The 22,939-nt window shown below is 67.7% G+C and carries 21 protein-coding genes; 13 read left to right on the forward strand and 8 right to left on the reverse strand.

The window, feature by feature from the left end; translation table 11 throughout:
* The first annotated feature begins 65 nt into the window (after window positions 1–65).
* Together V5F63_RS09890 and V5F63_RS09895 are read left to right on the forward strand one after the other, a co-directional pair.
* A complete protein-coding gene (locus V5F63_RS09890; protein ID WP_394102305.1) occupies window positions 66–791 on the forward strand; it encodes a cytochrome c biogenesis CcdA family protein in 726 nt (241 codons plus the stop codon).
* Between the two features lie 11 nt (window positions 792–802).
* A complete protein-coding gene (locus V5F63_RS09895; RefSeq protein ID WP_394102306.1) occupies window positions 803–1,369 on the forward strand; it encodes a SoxW family protein in 567 nt (188 codons plus the stop codon).
* Window positions 1,370–1,411: 42 nt separating this feature from the next.
* Here V5F63_RS09895 and soxX read toward each other — a convergent pair whose 3' ends face one another.
* Both soxX and soxA read right to left on the reverse strand, forming a co-directional pair.
* On the reverse strand, window positions 1,412–2,026 hold the full coding sequence (gene soxX / locus V5F63_RS09900) for a sulfur oxidation c-type cytochrome SoxX (protein WP_394102307.1): 615 nt from the start codon (window positions 2,024–2,026) through the stop codon (window positions 1,412–1,414).
* Between the two features lie 14 nt (window positions 2,027–2,040).
* Entirely contained in the window at window positions 2,041–2,871 is an 831-nt protein-coding gene (soxA, locus tag V5F63_RS09905; RefSeq protein WP_394102308.1) for a sulfur oxidation c-type cytochrome SoxA, read from the reverse strand.
* 256 nt (window positions 2,872–3,127) lie between these two features.
* On the opposite strand from soxA, the gene soxY reads away from it, so the two are divergent.
* The 9 genes from soxY (at window position 3,128) to V5F63_RS09950 (ending at window position 11,653) form a co-directional block, all read left to right on the forward strand.
* The gene (gene soxY, locus V5F63_RS09910; protein ID WP_394029266.1) at window positions 3,128–3,616 is read left to right on the forward strand and encodes a thiosulfate oxidation carrier protein SoxY; all 489 of its coding nucleotides are present in this window, start codon (window positions 3,128–3,130) and stop codon (window positions 3,614–3,616) included.
* 86 nt (window positions 3,617–3,702) lie between these two features.
* Window positions 3,703–4,032 carry a thiosulfate oxidation carrier complex protein SoxZ gene (soxZ, locus tag V5F63_RS09915; protein WP_394102309.1) on the forward strand — a complete coding sequence of 110 codons (330 nt, stop codon included), beginning with the start codon at window positions 3,703–3,705 and terminating at the stop codon, window positions 4,030–4,032.
* Between the two features lie 98 nt (window positions 4,033–4,130).
* Window positions 4,131–5,825, forward strand: coding sequence for a thiosulfohydrolase SoxB (soxB, locus tag V5F63_RS09920; protein WP_394102319.1), 1,695 nt, complete (start codon window positions 4,131–4,133; stop codon window positions 5,823–5,825).
* 77 nt (window positions 5,826–5,902) lie between these two features.
* Window positions 5,903–7,216, forward strand: coding sequence for a sulfite dehydrogenase (gene soxC, locus V5F63_RS09925; RefSeq protein ID WP_209488872.1), 1,314 nt, complete (start codon window positions 5,903–5,905; stop codon window positions 7,214–7,216).
* The gene (locus V5F63_RS09930; RefSeq protein WP_394102310.1) at window positions 7,200–7,976 is read left to right on the forward strand and encodes a c-type cytochrome; all 777 of its coding nucleotides are present in this window, start codon (window positions 7,200–7,202) and stop codon (window positions 7,974–7,976) included. Before soxC ends, V5F63_RS09930 begins: the two co-directional genes overlap by 17 nt.
* A 98-nt stretch (window positions 7,977–8,074) precedes the next feature.
* On the forward strand, window positions 8,075–8,455 hold the full coding sequence (locus V5F63_RS09935) for a c-type cytochrome (protein ID WP_209490446.1): 381 nt from the start codon (window positions 8,075–8,077) through the stop codon (window positions 8,453–8,455).
* Between the two features lie 98 nt (window positions 8,456–8,553).
* Entirely contained in the window at window positions 8,554–9,075 is a 522-nt protein-coding gene (locus tag V5F63_RS09940; RefSeq protein ID WP_029555570.1) for a DsrE family protein, read from the forward strand.
* A gap of 4 nt (window positions 9,076–9,079) precedes the next feature.
* Window positions 9,080–10,351, forward strand: coding sequence for an FCSD flavin-binding domain-containing protein (locus V5F63_RS09945; RefSeq protein WP_394102311.1), 1,272 nt, complete (start codon window positions 9,080–9,082; stop codon window positions 10,349–10,351).
* A 202-nt stretch (window positions 10,352–10,553) separates the two neighbouring features.
* Window positions 10,554–11,653, forward strand: a protein-coding gene (locus V5F63_RS09950) for an IS3 family transposase (protein ID WP_394103233.1) whose coding sequence is annotated in 2 segments (ribosomal slippage) — window positions 10,554–10,806 and window positions 10,806–11,653 — 1,101 coding nt in all. Because the reading frame shifts where the segments join, the coding sequence is not laid out codon by codon here.
* A gap of 431 nt (window positions 11,654–12,084) precedes the next feature.
* On the opposite strand, the gene V5F63_RS09955 is transcribed toward V5F63_RS09950, so the two are convergent.
* From V5F63_RS09955 to V5F63_RS09970, 4 genes are all read right to left on the reverse strand, one after another.
* Entirely contained in the window at window positions 12,085–13,692 is a 1,608-nt protein-coding gene (locus V5F63_RS09955; protein WP_394103055.1) for an acyl-CoA synthetase, read from the reverse strand.
* A gap of 146 nt (window positions 13,693–13,838) precedes the next feature.
* Window positions 13,839–14,828 (reverse strand): class 1 fructose-bisphosphatase, encoded by a 990-nt coding sequence (locus V5F63_RS09960; RefSeq protein WP_209488880.1) that lies wholly within the window; start codon window positions 14,826–14,828, stop codon window positions 13,839–13,841.
* Between the two features lie 66 nt (window positions 14,829–14,894).
* Window positions 14,895–15,359 carry a dihydroneopterin aldolase gene (folB, locus tag V5F63_RS09965; protein WP_245327510.1) on the reverse strand — a complete coding sequence of 155 codons (465 nt, stop codon included), beginning with the start codon at window positions 15,357–15,359 and terminating at the stop codon, window positions 14,895–14,897.
* Window positions 15,360–15,414: 55 nt separating this feature from the next.
* Window positions 15,415–16,380, reverse strand: coding sequence for an ATP-grasp domain-containing protein (locus tag V5F63_RS09970; protein ID WP_209488881.1), 966 nt, complete (start codon window positions 16,378–16,380; stop codon window positions 15,415–15,417).
* 36 nt (window positions 16,381–16,416) lie between these two features.
* Between V5F63_RS09970 and V5F63_RS09975 the strand changes: the two genes are divergently transcribed.
* Window positions 16,417–17,121, forward strand: coding sequence for a HisA/HisF-related TIM barrel protein (locus tag V5F63_RS09975; RefSeq protein ID WP_394103054.1), 705 nt, complete (start codon window positions 16,417–16,419; stop codon window positions 17,119–17,121).
* 184 nt (window positions 17,122–17,305) lie between these two features.
* Entirely contained in the window at window positions 17,306–20,773 is a 3,468-nt protein-coding gene (locus V5F63_RS09980; RefSeq protein ID WP_394103053.1) for an autotransporter domain-containing protein, read from the forward strand.
* 75 nt (window positions 20,774–20,848) lie between these two features.
* Here V5F63_RS09980 and V5F63_RS09985 read toward each other — a convergent pair whose 3' ends face one another.
* Window positions 20,849–21,691 carry a triphosphoribosyl-dephospho-CoA synthase gene (locus V5F63_RS09985; RefSeq protein WP_394103052.1) on the reverse strand — a complete coding sequence of 281 codons (843 nt, stop codon included), beginning with the start codon at window positions 21,689–21,691 and terminating at the stop codon, window positions 20,849–20,851.
* Window positions 21,692–21,710: 19 nt separating this feature from the next.
* Window positions 21,711–22,847: an ATP-grasp domain-containing protein gene (locus V5F63_RS09990; RefSeq protein WP_209488885.1), complete on the reverse strand. Its 1,137-nt coding sequence runs from the start codon at window positions 22,845–22,847 to the stop codon at window positions 21,711–21,713.
* Window positions 22,848–22,939 lie beyond the last annotated feature (92 nt).

Here is a 22,939-nt window from a genome sequence, read left to right on the forward strand (position 1 = left end):
ATATCTTGGGCAAGGACCAATCCGCGCACCTCCAAAGACGCGGTTTCCAACGATCGGGGAGGAGTATGTCTCTCGATGTCAGCCTTGCAGGGGCATTCCTTGCCGGCCTGCTCTCGTTCGCCTCGCCGTGCGTGCTGCCGCTGGTGCCGGCCTATCTCGGCTTCCTCGCGGGCGCCGCGACCGAGGACACGGAAGGTACGCCCGCGCGGCGCGGCGTCCTCGGGGCGGCGCTCTTGTTCGTGCTCGGCTTCGCCTCCGTCTTCGTGCTGCTGGGGGCCACGGCATCCTCCCTCGGGCGGGTGCTGATGGAGCACATCGAGACCCTCACGCTGCTCTCCGGCGCGCTGCTGGTGCTGTTCGGCCTGCACATGACGGGGCTGGTGCGCATCCCGCTGCTCTACCGGCAGGCGCGGCTGGAGCCCATGGCGCGGCCGGCGGGGCTCATCGGGCCCTATGTGGTGGGGCTCGCCTTCGGCTTCGGCTGGTCGCCCTGCGTGGGGCCGGTTCTGGCGGCGATCCTCATCGTCGCCGGGGCCGAGGCATCGGTGGGGCGGGGGATGCTCCTGCTGGGCATCTACGCCGCCGGCATCGGCATTCCCTTCCTCATCGCCGCGGCTTTCACCGAGCGATTCCTTGTCTGGACGCGAGCGGCGCGCAGCCGGCTCGGCCTGGTGGAGAAGATCGCGGGCGGGCTGCTCATTCTCACCGGCATCGCCTTCATGACGGGCTTCATGCCGCAGATTGCCCAATGGCTGCTCGACGCCGCGCCCGGCCTCGGCCGCATCGGATAGGAGGACCACCCATGGCACACCCCACGCTCAGCCGCCGGCGCCTCTTGAAGGCCTCCGCCGGCCTCGCGGCCGCGCTCGTTCCCGCCGGGGCGCAGGCCAAGGCGCGCCTCGGCGATGACGGGCTCTATACGGAAGATTGGTATGTGGACGGCTTCCTCGACCTCTCCGAGGATTTCGCCGCCGCGCGCGGGAAGGGGCGGGGATTCGCGCTCCAGTGGAGCCAGCGCGGGTGCATCTATTGCAAGGAACTGCACACCGCCTATTTCGCTGATCCGGCCATCGAGACGCCCATCCGGGAGGCGTTCGACATCGTGCATCTGGATCTGTTCGGCGCGCGGGAGGTGACCTTCCTCGACGGCGCGCGGCTGACCGAGAAGGCGCTCGGCCAGCGCGAGCGCATTCGCGCCACGCCCACCTTCCAGTTCTTCGCGGAGGTGGATGGAAAGCCGAAGGAGGTGGCGCGCATGCCGGGCCTTCTGCCGCGGCCGGAATTCTCCGCCTTGTTCCGCTATGTGGCGGAAGGCGCCTATGCGCGGGAGCCCTTCGATGCGTGGCTCGGCAGGCGGGGCAAGGGCTGAAGACAAAAGGGCGAGGCCGCCGGAGCGGCCCCGCCGGTCGCCTCATTTCGCCGGCTTGTTCACCGGCGAGTTGGGATCGAACAGGTAGGCCACCACGTCCTTCATCTGCTCCTCGCTGAGCACCCCGTTGTGCCCGAAGCGCGGCATGGACGAGCAGGCGAAGACGGCCTGCGCATTGTAGACCTTGGCGTAGGTGGCTTTCGCATCCTCGGCGGAGAATTTGCGCTCCGCGCCGTAGTTGACGAGGCTCGGCCCGAGGGTGCCGTAGCTGACTTCCTTCGGGTCCATCTGGTGGCAGGCGTAGCAATTGCCGCCGCTCACCGTGCCGGGCGGATCGGAAAACTGTCCGCCGCGCCCATTCTGCGCCACCTCGGCGCCCTTCTTCCAGTCGCCGAGCACGCTGCCCTGCGGATACTTCACCGTCTTGGCCTCGCGGGCCATGATCGCCTCCGCCTCTTTGGCGGAGGGCTGGTTGCGCGTGACCGAGCAGATTTCCATGGTCTCGTCCGGCACGAGCCGCGCGGCCCAGCCGTCCGGCAGCTTGGTGAAGCTCTCCTTCACCACCCTGTCCACCACGGCGGGCGGGGCAGGGGGGATCTGCTGCGCGAAAGCGAGCTGCGGGAGAAGAAGCGCCGCGGCGATGATGATTGTCTTCATGGCTCTTCCTCCCCTCAGCGCTTGATGGACGGAACGTTCAGCTCGCCACCGGCCGCCTGCGCCTGCAGGAAGACGGTGAGTGCCGTAACGACTTCCGAGGCATAATCGGGAGCGGGCATGCGCATCTGGCGATAGCAGTCCCACAGCCGGTGCTGCATGGTCCGGAGCGAACTCTGCGAGACGCGGTAGGTGGGCCAGGAGGCCATGGTGAGCTGGGCGTCCTTGCCCGGCTTGTCGAGCTGCGGCAGGCCCTGGAGCCGGATGCGCTTGCCGGGATCGCCGTGGCAGGTGGAGCAGGAGAAGTCGTTGATGGACGAGCGCCGGTAGAACAGCGCCTCGCCGATGCCATAGGCCTCCTTCTCCTTGGCATGGGCAAGCGGGATGTCGATCTTCATGCCGTTCGACTTGTTGGCGATGAAGGCGACAAGATCCTCCATGTCCGAGCCGCGGCCGGGGCCGGAGAAGGGCTTGGCCATGATGGGCTTGATGTCCACGCCCTGGATCTTGTCCATGCACCACAGCAGGCGCTGCTCGAGGTCCATCACCTTCCCGGCGTCCGCGAAATAGCGCGGCAGAGCGGCGTAGGCGCCTTCCAGCTTGCCCGGCCCCTGGCCGAGGTCACAGGTCTCAAGAGAGACGTTCTTGGTGCCGCGCGGATCGGCCCAGATGGCCTCGCCGCGATCCACGGCGAGGTAGCCGGGATTGGCCATGGGATCGTTGATCATGGCGCGGTAGCGCTCGATCTCCTTCTCGCTCGCGTCGTCCTGCGCGCGTGCCGTGACCATGGGTGAGAGCGCCAGGGCGAGGGCGCACAGGCATGTGAGAAACGTGGCTTTGGGTCGCATGTATCCTCCCCAGCGAGACGTCCGGGGCTTGGGGCCTTCTGCGTGATGCCCTTGAGCCGCGGCGATCCACCTGCGACGCTCCATCCCTCATAGATGGATGCGATCAGCGGATAGGAGCTACTTTACATTCAAAAAATTCGATATCACAATATGTGAAATTGATCCCCGGCGACCACCGCCGTCACGGGGACGGAATTCAACAAGAACGACGCCAAAAACCGGCCCTCAAGCGCCGGTCGTGCCAGGAGGAAAACGCATGCCGCCCCACCCCGACGTCACCCTTGTCCCTACGCGCGGCCTCCCGACACGTCGCGGCGCGCTGAAACTCGCGGGTCTCGCCGCCTTCGCCGCAGTGCTGGCGCCGCGCATGGCGCTTGCCACCGAGGCGCAGGTGGCCGACGAAATGAAGAAGCTGTTCGCCGGCAAGACCATGGGCGCGGGCAAGATCAAGCTCGACATGCCCGAGATCGCCGAGAACGGCCTTGTCGTGCCCATCAACATCGATGTGGAAAGCCCGATGACCGAAGCCGACTTCGTGAAGTCGGTCCACGTCTTCGCCGACGGCAATCCGCTGCCGCAGGTGGTGACCTATCACTTCACCCCCGAGAGCGGAAAAGCTTCCGCCTCCACCCGCATGCGCCTCGCCCAGACGCAGAACGTCATCGCCGTGGCGGAGATGTCCAGCGGACAGCTTTATTCGGCCAAGGTGCAGGTGAAAGTCACCATCGGCGGCTGCGGCGGCTGATCCGACAGTCGAATCGCTGATCGAATACAGAAAAGAACAGAACAGGCGTGCGCCATAGCGCCGCCGAGCAAAAACCGGAGGAAACCATGGCCCTCAAGTCCCAGCCGCGCGTGCGCGTGCCCGCCCAGGCCAAGGCGGGCGAGGTCATCGAGATCAAGACGTTGATTTCGCACGAGATGGAAAGCGGCCAGCGCAAGGACGCCGCCGGCAAGACCGTGCCGCGCGACATCATCAACACCTTCCAGGCCGCGTTCAACGGCAAGCCCTTCTTCACCGCGGAGTGGTTCACCTCCATTTCGGCGAACCCCTACCAGTCCTTCTTCTTCAAGGCGAAGGAGAGCGGCGAGTTCACCTTCACCTGGAAGGATGACGCGGGCGCCGAGCAGAAGGCCACCGCGAAGCTCACCGTCGCCTGAGGCGGCGTTCCTCGCATTGTTCCGTTGTCGGTGGACGTGCCATCGGATCTGTTGATCCGGTGGGCGCTCCCGCCATGACCTGAGAAAGCGTGGCCCTCATGATCTCAAGGCGCGATTTTCTGTCCGCCGGAACGGCCCTCGCCGGCCTGCTCGCCGCCTCCGGCACCGGGCTGGCGCAGGCGGTCGGCGCGCAGGCGCTGAGCCAGGCCGACCTCTTGAAGTTCGGCAATGCCGGCACCTTCACCATTCTGCACATCACCGACATCCACGCCCAGCTCGTGCCGCTCTATTTCCGCGAGCCCTCCATCAATCTCGGCGTGGGCGATGCGCGGGGCGTGCCGCCGCACCTCACCGATGCAGCATTCCTCAAGTATTTCGGCCTGAAGGGCGGCACGCGCGACGCCTATTCCCTCACCTCGGAAGACTTCACCCAGCTCGCCCGCACCTACGGCCGCATGGGCGGCGTGGACCGCATCGCCACCCTCGTGAAGGCCATCCGGGCCGAGCGCGGGGCGGACAAGGTGCTGCTGCTGGACGGCGGCGACGGGCTCCAGGGCTCCTGGTCCTCGCTGAAGACGCAGGGCGAGGACATGGTGAAGGTGTTCTCCGCCCTCGGCACGGATGCCATGGTGGGCCACTGGGAGTTCACCTACGGCGCCGACCGCGTCACCGAGATCAAGGAGAAGGCGCCCTTCGCCTTCCTCGCCCAGAATGTGCGCTCCGCCGAATGGCAGGAGCCGGTGTTCGAGGCGGCGAAGACCTTCGAGAAGGGCGGCGCCAAGGTGGCGGTGATCGGCCAGGCCTTCCCCCGCACCCCCATCTCCAATCCGCGCTGGATGATCCCGGACTGGGAGTTCGGCATCCGCGAGGAGGACATGCAGAAGCAGGTGGATGCCGCCCGCGCGGGTGGCGCCGATGCGGTGGTGCTGCTCTCCCACAACGGCTTCGACGTGGACCGCAAGATGGCGTCCCGCGTCTCCGGCATCGACGTGATCCTCACCGCCCACACCCATGATGCCATGCCGCGCGTGGTGGAGGTGGGCAAGACGCTGCTGGTGGCCACCGGCTCCCACGGCAAGTTCGTGTCCCGCCTCGATCTCGACGTGAAGGACAGGAAGGTCACCGGCTATCGCTTCCAGCTCATCCCGGTGTTCTCGGACGTGATTACGCCGGACCCGGAGATGGCGAAGCTCGTCGCCGACATCCGCGCGCCTTATGCGAAGGACCTTTCCCGCGAGCTGGGCCGCGCCGACAGCCTTCTCTACCGTCGGGGCAATTTCAACGGCACGTTCGACGACATGATCTGCGATGCGATCATGAAGGAGCGCGACGCGGAGATCGCCCTCTCCCCCGGATTCCGCTGGGGCGGCACGCTGCTGCCGGGCGATCCCATCACCTTCGATGCCGTGGCCAATGCCACCGCCATCACCTATCCGGCCTGCTACCGCAACACCATGACCGGCCGGCAGCTGAAGGAGGTGCTGGAGGACGTGGCCGACAACATCTTCCATCCCGATCCCTATTTCCAGGGCGGCGGCGACATGGTGCGCGTCGGAGGGGTGGGCTACGCCATCGACGTGTCCAAGGGCTCCGGCCAGCGCATCTCCGACCTCACCTTCCTCAAGACCGGCAAGCCGCTGGAGGCCGACAAGGCCTATACGGTCGCCGGCTGGGCCTCCATTGCCCAGAATGTGGAAGGCCCGCCGGTGTGGGAGTTGGTGGAGCGCTACGTGACCGACACGAAGTCCGTGAAGATCGCCCCCAACGCCTCGGTGAAGGTGACGGGCGCATGAGGCGCACGGCCACGCCGCCGCACGATTCCAATCTAAATATTCAAAGCTACGAATAAGAGAATATCAGGGAGGACGCCATGTCCGACACCAGTCTGCCCCCGACGGAGCGCGCGGCCGGCGCGAAGCCGTCCCTTTCGCGAAGGCGCTTTCTCAACCTTGCCGGCATGGGCGCGGGTGCTGTCGCAGCAGGAGGCGGGGCGGCCCTTGCCGCGCCGGCCGCCGGCACGCCCGATCCCAATATCGTGCCAGTGCCCGACTGGACGAAAACCCTCGGCGCGGCGGTGAACGAGAACCCCTATGGCAAGCCGTCCGTGTTCGAGAAGGACGTGGTGCGCCGGGAGGTGACGTGGCTCACCGCCAGCTCGCAGAGCTCGGTCAGCTTCACCCCGCTCTATGCGCTGGACAGCGTCATCACGCCGAATGGCCTGTGCTTCGTGCGGCATCACGGCGGGCAGGCGGAGATCGAGCCGGACAAATACCGGCTGATGATCCACGGCCTCGTGGACAAGCCCCTCGTCTTCACGCTGGAAGACCTGAAGCGCATGCCCGGCCGGGTGAACCGCGCCTATTTCCTCGAATGCGCGGCGAATTCCGGCATGGAGTGGCGCGGCGCGCAGCTCAATGGCTGCCAGTTCACCCACGGCATGATCCACAACCTGTTCTACACCGGCGTGCCGCTGAAGACGCTGCTGGACATGGCGGGCGTCAATCCCAAGGGCAAATGGGTGCTCGCCGAGGGTGCCGACGCGGCGGTGATGACCCGCTCCATCCCGCTGGAAAAGGCCATGAACGACTGCCTCGTCGCCTTCGGCATGAACGGCGAGGCGCTCAGGCCCGAGCAGGGCTATCCGGTGCGGCTCGTGGTGCCGGGTTGGGAAGGCAATATGTGGGTCAAGTGGCTGCGCCGCCTCAAGGTGGGCGACCAGCCCTGGCAGCAGCGCGAGGAAACGTCGAAATATACCGACCTCCTCGCCGATGGCCGCTCGCGCCGCTTCACCTTCGTGATGGACGCCAAATCCGTGGTGACGAGCCCGAGCCCCCAGGCACCCTTGAAGCACAAGGGGCCGAACGTGCTCTCCGGCATCGCCTGGTCCGGGCGCGGCACCATCACGCGGGTGGATGTTTCCCTCGACGGCGGGCGCAATTGGACGACGGCGCGGATCGACGGGCCGGCCATGCCCATGTCCATGACGCGCTTCTATCTGGATTTCGACTGGGCCGGGCAGGAGCTGATGGTGCAGTCCCGCGCCATGGATGACACCGGCTATGTGCAGCCCACCAAACAGGAATTGCGCGCCGTGCGCGGCACCAACTCGATCTATCACAACAACGGCATCCAGACCTGGCTGGTGCGCTCCAACGGGGAGACGGAAAATGTGGAAGTCGGCTGAGAGGCTGCTCGCCGCCACCCTTCTCGCCGGCGGGCTGGCTGCTGCCGGCATCGCCGTCGCCGATCCCCAGCCGGCCGGAAAGCCCGCCGCGAAGGCGGAGAAGGCCGGCAGCGACAAGGCGCGGCAGGCGGTGAACATGGCCGCCCCGCTCGCCGCGCCAGGGGCCGCCGCGAAGACCATCGCCCTCGGCCGCCCCGCGCTTCACGAGGAGATTGCCGCCTGGAACATCGACGTGCGCGCCGATGGCGAGGGCCTGCCGCCGGGCAAGGGCTCGGTGAAGGAGGGCGAGGAGCTGTTCCTGCAGAACTGCGCCCAGTGCCATGGCGAGTTCGGCGAGGGCGCTGGCCGCTGGCCGGTGCTGGCCGGCGGGCGCGGCACCCTGAAGTCGGAGCGGCCGGAAAAGACCATCGGCTCCTTCTGGCCCTATGCCTCCACGGTCTATGACTACGTGCACCGGGCCATGCCCTTCGGCAGCAACCTCTCGCTCACCCCGGACCAGACCTACGCCATCGTCGCGTATCTTCTAAACCTCAACGATCTCGTCGCCGAGGACTTCGTGCTCTCGAACGAGAACTTCCCCAAGGTGGACCTGCCCAACGAGGCCAATTTCTACGACGACGACCGGGAGACCTCGGAAAAGGCCTTCTGGAAGAAGAACCCCTGCATGAAGGACTGCAGCGGCGAGGTCCATGTCACCGCCCGCGCCCAGATCCTCAACGTGACGCCGGACGGCGATCCGCCCAAGGGCAATCTGGAGTGAGCCGCCCGTCGTAACGCCAAGGAAGGGTCCCGGCCGCTCGTCCGGGACACCACACAGCCCCTCCAACGGAAAGGACGAGGATCGTGCGCATCCCCGTGATGGTCGCCCTCCTGCTCGGCGTCGCCGCTGCCCCGGCGCACGCGGAGCCCGACATCGCCAAGGGCGAGACGGTATTCAAGAAATGCATGGCCTGCCATGCGGTCGGGCCCGACGCCAAGGTGAAGGTCGGCCCGCCGCTCAATGGCATCGTCGGCGCCAAGTGGGCGCACTTCGAGGGCTATGCCTACTCGCAGGACATCAAGGACGGCGCCTCCGCCGGCAAGGTGTGGGACGAGGCCAACCTCGACGCCTACATCGCCAACCCCAAGGCTCTGGCCCCCAAGGGCAAGATGGCCTTTGCCGGGATCAAGAACGAGGACGAGCGCAAGGACTTGATCGCCTTCCTCGCCCAGTTCAACGCCGACGGATCGAAGAAGTAGTACAGTCACCGCCGGCCCCGCGCCGTTGCGGAGTCTGGCCTGCGGGTGGCACATTCCAAAGCACACGGCGCGCCAGACGCCGATGACGGGAGGAAACCATGCCCCAGTTCGACCGCCGGGCCTTCCTCGGCACCATGGCGCTTGCGGGCGCCGCGCCGATCGCGGCCTCAACGTCGGCCCATGCCGCCGTGCAGTCGCTCCAGCTCGCTGACATCAAGAAGGAAGCGGACACCGCCTGCGTCTATCATGTGGACTATGGCGACCATGCCCGCTTCGCCCAGACGCTGAACAACATCAACAACCACTACGCCTCCTATGGCGCCGATCCCTTCGCGCTGCAGATCGTGATGGTGGCCCATGCGGGCGGCATCAAGTTCTTCCTCGACAATCTCAACGGCACCATGTGGGAGAAGGAAACCCTCGATCCCACGCTCAATGAGAAGATCGCCGCGCTCGCCAAGAACGGGCTGAAGGTCTACCTCTGCGCCTACACCTTCGAGCGCAACCATGTGCCCAAGGAGAAGGCGCGCGATGAGGCCTTCATCGCCTTCGTACCCTCCGGCATCGCCACCGCCGGCGCATTGCAGGGCAAGGGGTTCGGCTACCTGAAGGTCGGCTGAAGCCATGACACGCGGCGACGTCTCGCGGCGGGCGCTGCTGGGCGGTTCGGCGCTCGCGGCGGCGCTGCTCTGCGCGCCGCACGTCGCGGCGCAGGCTAGGCCGCGCGTGGTGATCGTGGGCGGCGGCGCCGGCGGGGCGAATGCCGCCCGCGCACTCCTGCGCGACGGCCGCGTGGAGGTCACGCTGGTGGAGCCGGAGCCGCGGTACGTCGCGGTGTTTCACTCCAATCTCTGGCTCGGCGGCTTCATCGATTTCGCCGCGCTGGAATTCGGCTATCAAGGCCTCGCGCGGGCCGGCGTGCGCGTCGTGCCGCAGAGGGCCGACGCCATCGACCGCGAGCGGCGCGAGGTGCGGCTCGCCGATGGCGGGCGCCTTCCCTACGACCGGCTCATTCTCTCGCCCGGCATCGATCTCGACTATGACAGCGTGCCCGGCTGGAGCCGCGCCGCCGAGACGGTGATGCCCCACGCCTGGAAAGGTGGCGCCCAGCTCCGCATTCTCAAGGAAAGGCTGGACGCGGTACCGGACGGCGGCCTCATCGTCATCATCGCCCCGCCCAACCCCTTCCGCTGCCCTCCGGCGCCCTATGAGCGCGCGTCCATGATGGCGCATCGCCTGAAGAGCACGGGGCGCGGCGGGGCGCGCATCGTCATCGTCGACCCGAAGCCGAAATTCTCCATGCAGGGCCTCTTCCAGGAGGGATGGGAGGGGCATTACCCGGGCATGGTGGAATGGATGGCACCGGACATCTCCGATGGCCTCCTGTCGGTGGATCCGGGTACCGGCACGGTCGTCACCGGCTTCGAGACCTATCGCGAGGCGGCGCTCGTGAACGTGATCCCGGCGCAGCAGGCAGGCACCATCGCCCGCAGCGCGGCGCTCGCCGATGCCTCGGGCTGGTGCCCGGTTGAAGCCACCTCCATGGCCTCGGCGATGGACCCGGCCGTCTTCGTCATCGGGGATGCGGCCATCGGCGGCGATATCCCGAAGTCCGCCTTCGCCGCGGGGAGCCAGGCGCAGGTGGCCGCGCGGGCGTTGCTCGCCGGCCTGTTTGGCGAGGCTGTCCCGTCGGCGACCTATGCCAGCACATGCTGGAGCCTCATCACGGCCGACGACGCCGTGAAGGTGAGCGGGCTCTACCGGCCGGTGGACGGGCGCATCCGCGAGTTGGAGGGCACAGTCTCCGGAGCCGGCGAGCCTCCGGCCCTGCGCCGCCGGCAGCAGGAGGAGAATGCGGACTGGTATGGCGCCATGGTCGCCGGGATGTTCGGCTGACGGGAGCCCGCCCGTCGCGCTGCTTGCGCGCATCCCGCTACATCCCCTCCCGAAACTCGAAGCCGTTGTCGAAAGACACCCCGACTTTGGCTCCGGGCGCGAAAAGGAAGCGTTGGTAGACTGACGTGCCCCCCGTTTTTTAGGCCGATGTTGGCTGGAATTTTCCACTTATGATCCCCGGCTCGGGGACGAGGAGAGTTCCATGAAGGCGTCGAAGTTCACAGAGGCGCAGATCGCGTTCGTGCTGAAGCAGGCGGAAGACGGAACACCGGTGGCGGAGGTGTGTCGGAAGGCCGGGATTTCGGACGCGACATTCTACAACTGGCGCAAGAAATACGCCGGCCTCATGCCTTCGGAAATGCGGCGGCTGCGCCAGCTGGAGGATGAGAACGCGAAGTTGAAGCGGATCGTGGCGGACCTGTCGCTGGACAAGGCGATGTTGCAGGACGTGCTGTCAAAAAAGCTCTGAGGCCTGCGCGCAAACGCGAGCTTGTGGACAGGCTGCGCGACGATTGGAAGGTGTCGGCCAGGCGTGCCTGTGCCACCCTGGCGGTCGATCGAGCGCTCTATGCCTACAAGTCGAAGCGAGGCACGCAGGCCGAGCTGAACCAGCGGATCAAGGAGATCTGCGAGACACGCGTGCGCTATGGGTATCGCCGCGTGCACATCCTGTTGCGCCGAGAGGGCTGGGCGGTCAATCCGAAGCGGATCTATCGCCTTTACAAGGACTTGGGTCTTCAGTTGCGGAACAAGGTGCCGAAGCGCCGGGTGAAGGCGAAGCTGCGGGACGACCGTCACCCGGCGACGCGGAGCAACGAGACCTGGGCGATGGACTTCGTCCACGACCAACTCGCCACGGGCCGCAAGATCCGGGTTTTAACCATCGTCGACACCTTCACGCGGTTCTCGCCGGCGGTGGATCCTCGGTTCAGCTATCGGGGTGAGGATGTCGTGCTGACGCTGGAGCGGATCTGCCGGAGCACCGGCTATCCGCAGAGTATCCGGGTGGATCAGGGATCGGAGTTCGTCAGTCGGGATCTCGACCTGTGGGCGTATCAGAAAGGCGTGGTGCTGGACTTCTCGCGGCCCGGCAAGCCGACGGACAACGGCTTCATCGAGTCCTTCAACGGCAAGTTCCGGGCGGAATGCCTGAATACGCACTGGTTCATGAGCCTTGACGACGCGCGGGCGAAAATGGAGGCTTGGCGTAGAGACTACAACGAGGTTCGGCCGCACAGCGCGATCGGCAACAAGCCGCCGATCGCGCTCATGAATGGCTCTCCGGCATCCCCGCCGGCATGAGCCCTAACCCCGGAATTTTCCACCTCCGGATGGCCTAGAAATGGGGAGCGCTTCACCCAACCGCCAGAACGAACTCACCGCTGGATAGAAGTTGGGGGCAACGTCAAGGCCCGCGCCGTTTCGTCGGGCCGTGGCTCGGCGCAGCCCTGCCGCACGATGCCGGGGCGGCGGAGAGACGGGGAGCCGAAGGGGGCGGGCGCGGAATCCGGCATGCGTTGTGCGGTGTCCTGCGGCCGTTCGAAACGGTACGGTCGCACGGACCCGGCCTGCACCGGTTCTCGCCGTGATCCAGGGGGCGCCGCAAGCCTCCCCTCCGTCTTCGCATGGCATGTGAAGGCCAAGCTGACAACCGGCTAGGGATTCTGGGCGTCCTTCGCCATGGATTTTACGGTGAGTTGCGCGGATGGGCCGGGATATTACCCCCGCGCATTTTACCCCCGCGCGCGCAGCTCGCGCCGCAGGATCTTGCCGGTGGCGGTCATGGGCAGGGTGTCGGTGAAGGCCACGTGGCGGGGGTATTCGTGGGCGGACAGGCGCGTCTTCACGAACTCCTGGATCTCCTTCGCCAGCGCTTCGGAGGGGGCGACGCCTGGCTTCGGCACGATCCACGCCTTGACCGCCTCGGTGCGCAGCGGATCGGGCACCCCCACCACCGCCACCAGCGCCACGGCCGGGTGCTTGAGGATGCAGTCCTCGATCTCGCCCGGGCCGATGCGGTAGCCGGCCGAGGTGATGACGTCGTCGGCGCGGCCGACATACCAGAGGTAGCCGTCCTCGTCCTGCCGGCCCATGTCGCCGGTGAGGAGGAAGTCGCCGGCATATTTGTGGGCGGTGGCTTCGGGGTTCTTCCAGTATTCCAGCATCATCACCGGATCGCCGCGGCGGATTCCGATGTGTCCCTCGGTCCCGTGGGGCACGTCCTCGCCCGCGTCGTCCACGATGCGCACGTCATGGCCGGGGATGGCCTTGCCCATGGAGCCGGGGCGGATGGGGAAGAAGCTGGAATTGGAGCCGACCACCAGATTGCATTCGGTCTGGCCGTAGATCTCCCGCGCCTCGACCCCCAGGCGCTCCTGAACGAACGCGCCCAGCTCCGCCCCCAATGTCTCGCCGCCGGTGAGGAGCGAGCGCAGCTTGAGGCCGCTGTGCTTGACGTCCGCCTGACGCAGCAGCTTCAGGGCCGTGGGCGGCAGGAAGACGTTGCGCACATGGTGGTCCGCCATCAGAGCCATGGCGGCGTCGGGATCGAACTTCTTCGCCCGGTGAGCCAGCACCGGCACGCCGAAATAGAGCGAGGGAAACAGCACGTCGAACAGCCCGCCAATCCACGCCCAGTCGGCCGGGGTCCAGTGCAGGTCGCCGGGCTGCGGCATGTATTGGTGGACGAACTCGATGCAGGGCAGGTGCCCCAGCAGCACCCGGTGCCCATGCAGGGCGCCCTTGGGGTTCCCGGTGGTGCCCGAGGTGAAGATGATGATGCCGGGATCGTCCGGCCCCGTATCCACCGGCGTGAAGCGGTCCGAGCCCTGCGCCAGTGCCGCGTCGAAGGAGAGGGCACCGCCCGCGTCCGGGCCGATGACGAAGACATGGGCGAGGTCGGGCAGGTGGTCCCGCACCCGCATCAGCTTGGCGAGGCCGCCGAGATCCGTCACCAGCACCTTCGCGCCGGAGGCAGCGAGGCGGAATTCCAGCGCCTCGTCGCCGAACAGGGTGAAGAGGGGTACCGAGATCATGCCGGCCTTGAAGGCGGCGATATGGGCGATGGCGGTCTCCGGCGCCTGCGGCAGGAACACGGCCACCCGGTCGCCGCGCGCAAGGCCCTTGGCGACGAGCACATTGGCGAAGCGGTTGGTGAGGGCGGTCAGCTCGTCGAAGCTGTAGGAGCGGACGGCGCCCGTCTCCTCGACAAAGATCAGCGCTGGCTTGCCCGAGCCGTCCGCATGGGCATCGGCGCAGGCGACGCCCATGTTGAAGCGCGCCGGCACCTGCCAGGAAAAGGCGCGCTTGAGCCCCGCATAGTCATCGGCCGGAACGAGCATCGTCACCTCCCGCGGCGCCGCTCTGCCGGCGGCTGCGCCTGAAGGAAACGATCGAACGTTTTTTTCCTGCGGAGGTCAAGCGTGGCCCGTCGGCGGGGTCCCCCTCCCCAACCCTCCCCCGCAAGCGGGAGGGGGAGCCTCCTTGGTCAGTAATAGGAGGCGATGGCTTCCACTTCGGCCTTCGAGCCGAACACCAGCGGGATGCGCTGGTGGATGTGGTGGGGGGTGATGTCGAGGATGCGCGTGGTGCCGTCGGTGGCCGCGCCCTTGGCCTGCTCGACGAGGAAGGCGAGGGGGAAGGCCTCGTAGATCAGGCGCAGGCGGCCGTTGTCGTAGCCCTTGCGCTTGTCGCGCGGGTACACATAGACGCCGCCGCGGGTGAAGATGCGGAAGGCGTCGGCCACCATGGAGCCGACCCAGCGCATGTTGAAATCCTTGCCGCGCGGGCCTTCCTTGCCTGCGAGGCAATCGGCGAGATAGCGCTGCATGGGCGCATCCCAGTGCCGGACGTTGGACTGGTTGACGCCGTATTCCTTGGTCTCGGCAGGGATTTCCACGTCGGTGCGCGCCAGCAGGAACTCGCCGGTGCGGCGGTCGTGTACGAACACCTGCGTGCCCGCGCCGAAGGTCGCGACAAGGATGGTCGCCGGGCCATAGGCGAGGAAGCCGGCCGCCACCTGCGCGGAACCCGGCCGCATCACCGCGTCCTCGGGCTTGGCGAGCGTCGAAGCGTCATAGGGCATGATGGAATAGATGGTGCCCACGGAGACGTTGGTGTCGATGTTGGAGGAGCCATCCAGCGGGTCGACCGCCACCACGAGGCTGCCCTGGGGATTGAGCGGGATCAGCTCCTCGCTCTCCTCGGAGGCGAGGAAGGCGGCAGGGGTCGGCAGGAGCTTCTCGCGGATCAGCTCCTCGGCCACCACGTCCAGCTCCTTCTGGGCGTCGCCGCCGGCGTTGGGATCGACGCCGCGGATCTTGGCGAGCCCCTCTTCCAGCGGGCCACGGGCGACGAGATCGGCGATGCCGAGCCCGGCCTCGGCGATGGCGGTCACGGTGGCGGCCACGGCCTGCCGCGACGTGTCGCTTCCTGCCCAATCCGCGAGATAAGTCTTGAGGCTCACCGCAACGCTCACCTTGTGCTCTCCTTTGATCCGGCGGCTGAGCCGACGGCACTCCGACCGGGTTTCGCCTCGCCCGCCTCAGCGGGTGCGAACGATCTCAATACCCACATCTCCAAACACGCCCGTGACGGGCGCGCCGGGCTTGTGAACCACCACGCGCACCTGCTCCACCATGTCGAAATGGTCCAGCAGGCGCGTGGCGATGCGCTCCGCCAGCGTCTCGATGAGGTGGACGGGATCATCCGCCACCACCGCCGCGACCTGCTCGTAGATGCCCTGGTAGGACACGGTCAGGGATGCGTCGTCCGCCCAGGCGGCGGGCCGCGTGTCGAGCCAGCAATCCACGTCGATGATGAAGCGCTGCCCCAGCTCCCGCTCGGCATCGTACACGCCGTGGCGCGCATAGAAGGGCAGGGCCCTCAGGAAGAGCCGGTCGGTGTTGTGGGGGCGGGTGCGGGGCGCGGGGCTTGCGTCGGCCAGGCTGTCCGCCAATGCGGTGGGATCGTCGGAGGTCATATCATCCTCGCGTGGAGGCGCCGTCATGGGCATGCCTCCAGCCTCAAACTCGCTGCCTTCCTATTGGTTTCCCCGGCCGCTTTCAACGGATCTTCACCTCGATGGGGGCGGGGCGCGGCAGGCGCGGCATGGAAGGCGGCACGCCCTCGCGGATCAGCTCGGGGACGAAAGCCAGCGGATTGACCCCCAGCGCCGCATGAAGTCCGGCATAGGAGGCGGTGACGCGCGGGTTCACCTCGGCCACCACCGGACCCTGCGGAGTCTGGATCACGTCGATGCAGACGATGCCGGACAGGCCGGGAATGGCCTCCGACACACGCCGCGCGAGATCGGCGAGCCGGCCGTCCTCGTCCGCGATGCCGCCGACCTGAACCCCTTCAAAGGCGAAGACGCCGACGAGGTGACTGATTCTGAGACGGTTGGCCGCGAGCAGTGTTGCCCCGTCCGGGCGCACCAGCACGCTGAGGCTGGCGAGGGTGCCGTTCAGGAAGGGCTGCACCACGAGGCCGCCGGAGCGGGGCAGGGCCGCCCGGTTCGGCCAGGCGCGCGCGGCCGACCAGCCGGTGCCCTCCTCGGGCCGGGTGACGAGATCGCCATCGAGCCCGGGCGGCAGCGCATCGATGGGGAAGGTCGGGACGTGGGGAATGTCGTGCTCTGCGAGGCGGCGGGCGAGCGCAAGCCGGTTGGAGGTGAGGGCGACGGCCTCGCCGGAGCTGGCAAGCGTCCGGGCGCCGCCCTCGCGCATCAGGCGGGCGAGGCGCGCCAAAATGCCCCCGGCCTCGGGGGCGATGGGCCACACCACGTCCGCATCCTGCGCGAGGCTCGACCAGACGATCCAGGGATCGACGCCCTTGCCCACCGGCACGGCTTCCTCGTTGGGCGGCGGCAGGCGGTCGTCATAGGCGAGCACCACGCTGATGCCAGGCAGTTCCTGCAGATCCGTGACGATGGCATCGCGGATCAGGCGCCCCTCGGCAAGGGCCGCCTCCGGCAGGGGCTTGTCGCGCATGCCGCCGGATGTCACGTACTCGCAAATGAAGACGCGCATGGGGCTCCTCTCGCACAAGCTCAGCCGGACCTCGACATGCAGCTTATCCCCGTCGTTGACCTGAAGGGAGGGGTGGTTGTGCGAGCCCACAGGGGCGAGCGCGAGGCCTATCGTCCCATCCAGACACCGCTCTCGCCCTCCGCATGTCCGGATGATGTGGTGGCGGGGCTGCTCGCGCTCGCGCCGTTCCGCACTCTCTATGTGGCTGATATCGATGCCATAACCGGTGCCGGCGACAATGAAACTGCGATCCGCGACCTCGCCCGGACCTTCCCCGGGCTCGAACTGTGGGTGGATGCCGGCGAAGGCGATCCGGCCCGCATTGCCGCACGCGCCAAAAGCGGCCTCGGCACCGCCATCGTCGGCACTGAGAGCCTCGGGGAGGCGGACGTGGAGGCCGCCCTCGGCGCCGAGGGCGTGATTCTCTCCCTCGACCACGACGCCACCGGGGCGCGCGGGCCGGAGCGCGCGCACAACGATGCGCGCCTGTGGCCGGCGCGCGTGATCGTCATGACGCTCGCCCGCGTTGGCAGCGGCGAGGGGCCGGACATGGCGGCGCTGGACCGCACCGCCCGCCGCGCGGCGGGGCAGGGTGTCGTGCCCGCCCTCTACGCCGCCGGCGGCGTGCGCGGACCGGATGATCTCGCAGCCCTCGCCGAGGCCGGAATCGCCGGCGCGCTGGTGGCGAGCGCCCTTCACGATGGCCGCATCGACCGTGACAGCGCGCGGTTCTGGGCCTGAGGCGCGGCCCGCCCATCGCTTTGCGGCGGTCACCGATGCTTAGGCTTGGGCAAGGTTCACTGTTACCTGCGAGCCACAGTCGCCAGCCGAGGTGCCGCGGCGAAACCGGTTGTCACGGAACTGTATCATCCGCCGCCTAGGCAGGGCCCAGCTTCACGCTCCTCCCGCCCGGAATTGCCTTTCCATGATGATCCGCCTGCCGCTCCATTCGTCCGCAAGCCGCATCGTTCTGGCGCTCGTGTGCTCCGGCGCGGCGGTGCCCGCGCTCGCGGGATCGTTCACGGTGCCGCCGGCCTCCGGCCAGCAGACCGTCTCCGGCAGCGACACCGGCACCATCGATGCGGGCGCGACGCTGAACACGGGCGGGTCCAACTCCATCGTGTGGAACGGCAACGCCACGACGACGCCCGGCGTGGTCATCACCAATTCCGGCACCGTCACTTCCACCGGCCGGACCATCGATACCACGGGCGCCTTCACCGGCACCTTCACGCTGAACAACAATGCCAGCGGTCAGGTCGTCTCCAAGGATGACGCCTTCCGTATCAACGGCCCGCTCGCCAACGGCACGGTGATCGTCAACAACGCCGGCACCATCAGCTCGCAGAACGGGCAGGCGCTCGACTTCGACAAGGCGAACGCGGCCAGCGCCACCATCACCATCGGCAACACCGGCACCATCACCTCGGCCGGCACCGATGCGATCCGCCTCGGCGGCGGCACCATCGACATCACCAATTCCGGGACGATCGAGACCACCTCGTCCGGCAAGCGCGCCATCAAGTTCGACACCGCATCGAGCTTCGACACGCTCAACAGCCTCACCATCACCAACGCGGCGGGCGGCTTCATCACCGGAACGGACGACGCGATCAAGATCTCGTCCACCACCCTGAGCACCGCCGCGCCGGTGATCTCCATCACCAACGCCGGGACGATCCAGTCCACCTCGGGCGGGCAGGGGCTGGATCTCGGCGATATCTATTCGACCAACGCCACGATCACCGTCACCAACCAGAAGACCGGCCTCATCACCGCCGCCGACAATGACGGCATCCAGGGCACCAACGGTCTCACCATCAACAATTACGGGACGATCTCGTCCTATTACGCGGCCGGCACCGCCGACACGCAGAACAATTCCGCCGTCAAGGTGAGCGGCGACGATCAGGGCAAGGCGATCACCCTCACGGTGAACAATTATACCGGCGCCCTCATCACCGGCGCCTACCACGGCATCAAGGCCACCGGCACCGACGACAATCTGATCGTCACCAACAACGGCACCATCGAAGGCCGCAACGGCTCGGGCGTGAATTCCAACGGCACGGGCACGCTGCTCAACTACGGCACGATCTCCGGCACCTTCGATCCCGCCGCGAGCTTCGGCGACGGCGACGGCGTGGATTTCGACCAGGCCGGCACCATCTTCAACTACGGCACCATCGAGGGCCTCGGCTCCAAGGGCATCAAGCCGGGCGAGACCAAGCCCAGCACCTCCGAGGGCATCGCCATCGGCGGCGGCACCATGGTCAACGGCGATGCGGCCCACACCTCGGCGCTGATCTCCGGCGCCAACAACGGCATCCTCATCGACGACAGCAACAGCGGCGATGCCTACGCTGCCGCGACCGTTACCAACTACGGCACCATCCAGGGCCTCGACGGCTACGGCATCCGCTATGTCAATTCCGGCGTCGACCCCACCAAGTCGCTGACCGTGACCAATTACGGCACCATCTCCGGCACCACCTATGCGGTGCAGATGGGCAACGGAAACGATCTGTTCGTCGTCGGCGCCGGCAGCAAGGTGGTCGGCATCGTGGACGCGGAAGGCGGCGTCGACACGCTTTCGCTCAAGACCACGAGCGAGGTCCTCAATTTCGATCTCGGTCAGGTCGGGGACGCTGCGACCTATCGTCATTTCGAGCAGGTGACCACCGACGGCTCGGTCTACCTCTCCGGCACCAGCACCTTCTCCGGCACCATGAACATGGGCAAGAATGGGAGCTTCGGTCTCAACGGCCTCGATGCCCCCGACGCCCACTTCAAGAGTGAGGCCGGTGCCACCGGGCCGCGCGGAATCTGGGGCCATGGCACCATCGGCAGCCTCGACGCGGTGGACCTCATCATCGACCCGTCAACCGGCCCGTCCAACGCGACGGGCACCATCGCCGTGAAGGGCGATGTTTCCCTGACCAACACCAGTTACTGGGCCGACATCAATCCCGATGGCTCCTCCGACCTGATCAAGGTCGACGGCAAGACGACACTCAACGGCACGGACAATCGGGTCTTCGTCATCGGTGATCTCGAATGGGGTGCGCGCTACACCCTCCTGTCGTCCGCGGGCGGGATCAGCGGGACGTTCGGAACGCTCAACACCTACGGACCCACTTATCTCTTCATCGCTCCGGAACTGAGCTACGACGCGACCCACGTCTATCTGGAACTGGAGCGCAACGGCATCGCGTTCGCCGTCTATGCCACGACCCCGAACCAGCGTTCGGTGGCCGGCGCTCTGGAGCGCGCAGGCGTCGGACCGACGAAGACTTCCGCGCTCTACACCGCGTTCGTCACGCAGTCGCTGGGCGACAGCCCGAACCTCGCGCTCTCCCAGCTCTCCGGCGATCTCTACGCCACGCTGCCCGGCCAGTTGGCCAACGAGAACATGATGGTCAACGACCTCATCCTCGGCCGTCTGCGGCAGGCCGGCTACACCGGCGCCAGGGGGGCGGAAGCGGCGCTCGGCGCGGGCGGCCCGGCCCGCGCCTATGCCGATCCGGCGACGCCCGGCGCGCAGGCGTTCAAGGCCATCAAGGCGCCCGAGCCCACGCCGGTGTGGACCACCTGGGCGCAGGGCTACGGCCAGTGGCTGTCCACCTCGGCCAACGGCAATGCCGCGGCGGCCGACACCAATCTCGGCGGCCTGCTCATCGGTGCCGACCTCTCCGCCAGCAATTGGGTGATGGGCCTCGCCGCCGGCTATTCCTCCGCCTCCACGAGCGCGGATGGGGCCTCGGCGGACACCGAGACCTGGCGCATCGCGGCCTATGGCGGCGCCTCCTTCGACGCCGTGAAGCTGCGGGCGGGCGCCAGCTACGGCTGGAGCAGCATCGACCAGAGCCGCTTCGTCGCCCTCACCGGCGAGAGCCCGAAGGCGAGCTACAACGGCTCCGCCGGCAACCTCTTCGCCGAGGCGGGCTACACCTTTGCGTTCGGTGGCGTCGCTCTGGAGCCCTTCGCGGGCATCGGCTGGACCAGCGTCGATCTCGGCAGTTTCATCGAGAACAACGCGCCCGTCGCCGGCCTCGCCTCCACCGGCACGTCGTTCGACACGACCTATTCGACGCTGGGTCTGCGCGTCGCCACCAGCTTCAACGCCTCGGGCCTCGTGGTGACGCCCCACGCCTCGGCCGGCTGGCGCCATGCCTTCGGCGACGTGACGCCCCAGACGGTGCTGAGCTTCATCAACACCGGCACGGCCTTCGGCATCGACGGCCTCGCCATCGCCGAGGACAGCATCGTCGGCTCGGTGGGCATCGATTTCGCCTTCGCCACCGGCGCCACCTTCTCGCTGGGCTACGAGGGCATGGCCGGCGACGGCACCAGCTACAACGCCGGCAAGGCGACGCTGGCGGTGAAGTTCTGAGAACGCCTTTGGGGGACGCGGCGGAGAGCCCCGCCGCGATCTTCCGGCAAGCGTGAACGGCCGCCGGTGGCGCGTCTATCCGACTGTGATCGGAGCCGCCCGCTCCTCGATGAGCGCGGCGAAGATGCTCGCCACGGTCAGATCGGCGCTGGTGCCGGGGTTCAGCCCCCGCGCCTTCAGGCTGGCATCGAAGGCAAGTAGCGCCGCGTGGCGTTCTGACGGCGGAAGGCCTTCGAGCCGCGTCCGCAGCGCCACAGCCTCCAGCCGCACGGCCTCCGCTTGGCCCGGACCGAACTTGCGGGCGATGTGGCTGTCCGGCAGCGTCGCGAGAAAGGCAAGGTCGGCGTCCTCGATGCGCCGTCGCTCCAGCGGCCCGCCGGCAAGCGCGGGAACGCCGAGAGCGAAGATGTCCGCATAGCCGGTCACATATTGCCGGGCGATGGCGTCCCGGTCCGCCGCGAGCGCCATGGCCTCGCGGAGCGTGACGCTGGCCGGCGCCCGGACGTCCGCCTCCGCCGAAGCTCCGAGTCCTCCCGGAGAGGCGGCGGCGATGGCACGGAAGGCCTCCTCCGCATCCGAGATGTTCAATCCCTCCAGCACCTGCGCAAGCCGCGCCTCAAGCGGGCCGCCGCCCTCTGCCGCGACAGCCAGAGGTGCGCACAGCAGGACGATGCCGAGGTTGGTGTTGCAGCCCGCGACCGCGAGGGAGGCCTCCACCGCCGCACGCACCCGTCTGCCGACAGGGCCGGGCGCGGCCAGTGCCGGCGCGGCCGCCTTGGCAGCCGCCTCGAACTGGGCGGTCTCCATGCCGTGCCCCGCGGCGAAGACATGGACGTTGCCCGGCTTCAGGGCCGAAAGCTCGGCGAGGCAGGCGGCGTGAAAGGCCTGCGCCACCTCGTCCGGAGCGAGCGCCCTCATGCGGCGATGGCGGCTGCGCTCACGGGGCGGGTTCCATCACCGCGCCGAGGCCGAAATCGCGCAGCAGGGCCTGTGTGCGCTCGCGCATCCGCGCCTCCGCCACCTCGGGCGTCGGGCCGGTGGCGCGTACCGTGCACAGGGGCGCGCCTTTCAGCACCGAGGCGCCGGCCGGCGGGCGGTCGGCCACGAAATCGGGCCACGCATCCTGCGGCACCACCATGTCGTGCGCCGCATAGATGACGCCGGCAGCGTGGGCCTGCGCAGGGGCGGGCAGCATTTCGGGCAGCTTCCCGCCGCAGGCCGCGAGGTGCAGGCCGAGCAGCGGCGGCAGGGGATCGGTGTCGAAGATGTCGAGGGTGGCGCCGGGGCGAGGGTTCACCTCCACCATGAACCAGCCGTCCGCGTTCACCACAAAGTCCAGAGAGACGAGCCCCACCAGACCGCAGGCGAGCGACACGCTGATCGCGGCCTTGAGCATCTCGCCCGCGAACGGCTCCGGCAGCGCCACGGGCCCCGTGGCGCCGCCATAGCGGAAGGGGTGCTCCTCATCCTGCGCATGCCATTGCCGCGAGGCGCCGATGACGCGGGCGGCGCTGCCATTGGACAGGAGCAGGAGCGAGAGGGACTGCCCGTCCACCTCCCGCTGGAGATAGTGGCCGGCCGCGGGCGGAGAGAGGTCGCCCGGCGCGCGTCGGCGGATGTGCGCGCCGCCAGCCCCGCCGATCTTCTTCTCCAGCACGGGCGCGTCGCCGAACGTGTCGGGAGTGGGCGCTTCGAGCGTGGCGGAGGGAAAGGGAATCCCGAGATGGGCGGCGAGGGCGGCGAGGGCGATGGGGTCCTTCAGCACGCGCACGATGGCCGGCGCGTTGCCAAGGATGGGGTTGCGCTCCGCGATGCGGGTCATGAGGGCGGTGTCGTCCTCCAGCCCGCCGCCGAGCACTACCGGCAGGCCGGTGGGCGCGAGGGAATGCAGCGCCTGGATCAGGTCGTCGCCATCAAAGGCGCATCCGTTCTTCTTGTGCACGCGCACGCAGCGGGCGGTATGGGCACAGGTATCCAGATCGGCGAACAGGTCGAACGAGAGTGCCGCGAAGCCGGCGCGGGCGGCGCTGGCCGCCAGCGGCCGGGCGGAAATGGCGATCAGAGCAATATCCATCTGGATCCCAGCCTGTTGGTTCGGAGCCCACTTGCGGGGCCCTTTATATGGCGCGGCCCTTGGGGTACCGCGCGTCCTCCCGTCCTGTCCGG

The sequence above is a fragment of the Xanthobacter wiegelii genome (genome assembly GCF_043193855.2).
GTDB lineage: Bacteria > Pseudomonadota > Alphaproteobacteria > Rhizobiales > Xanthobacteraceae > Xanthobacter > Xanthobacter flavus_A.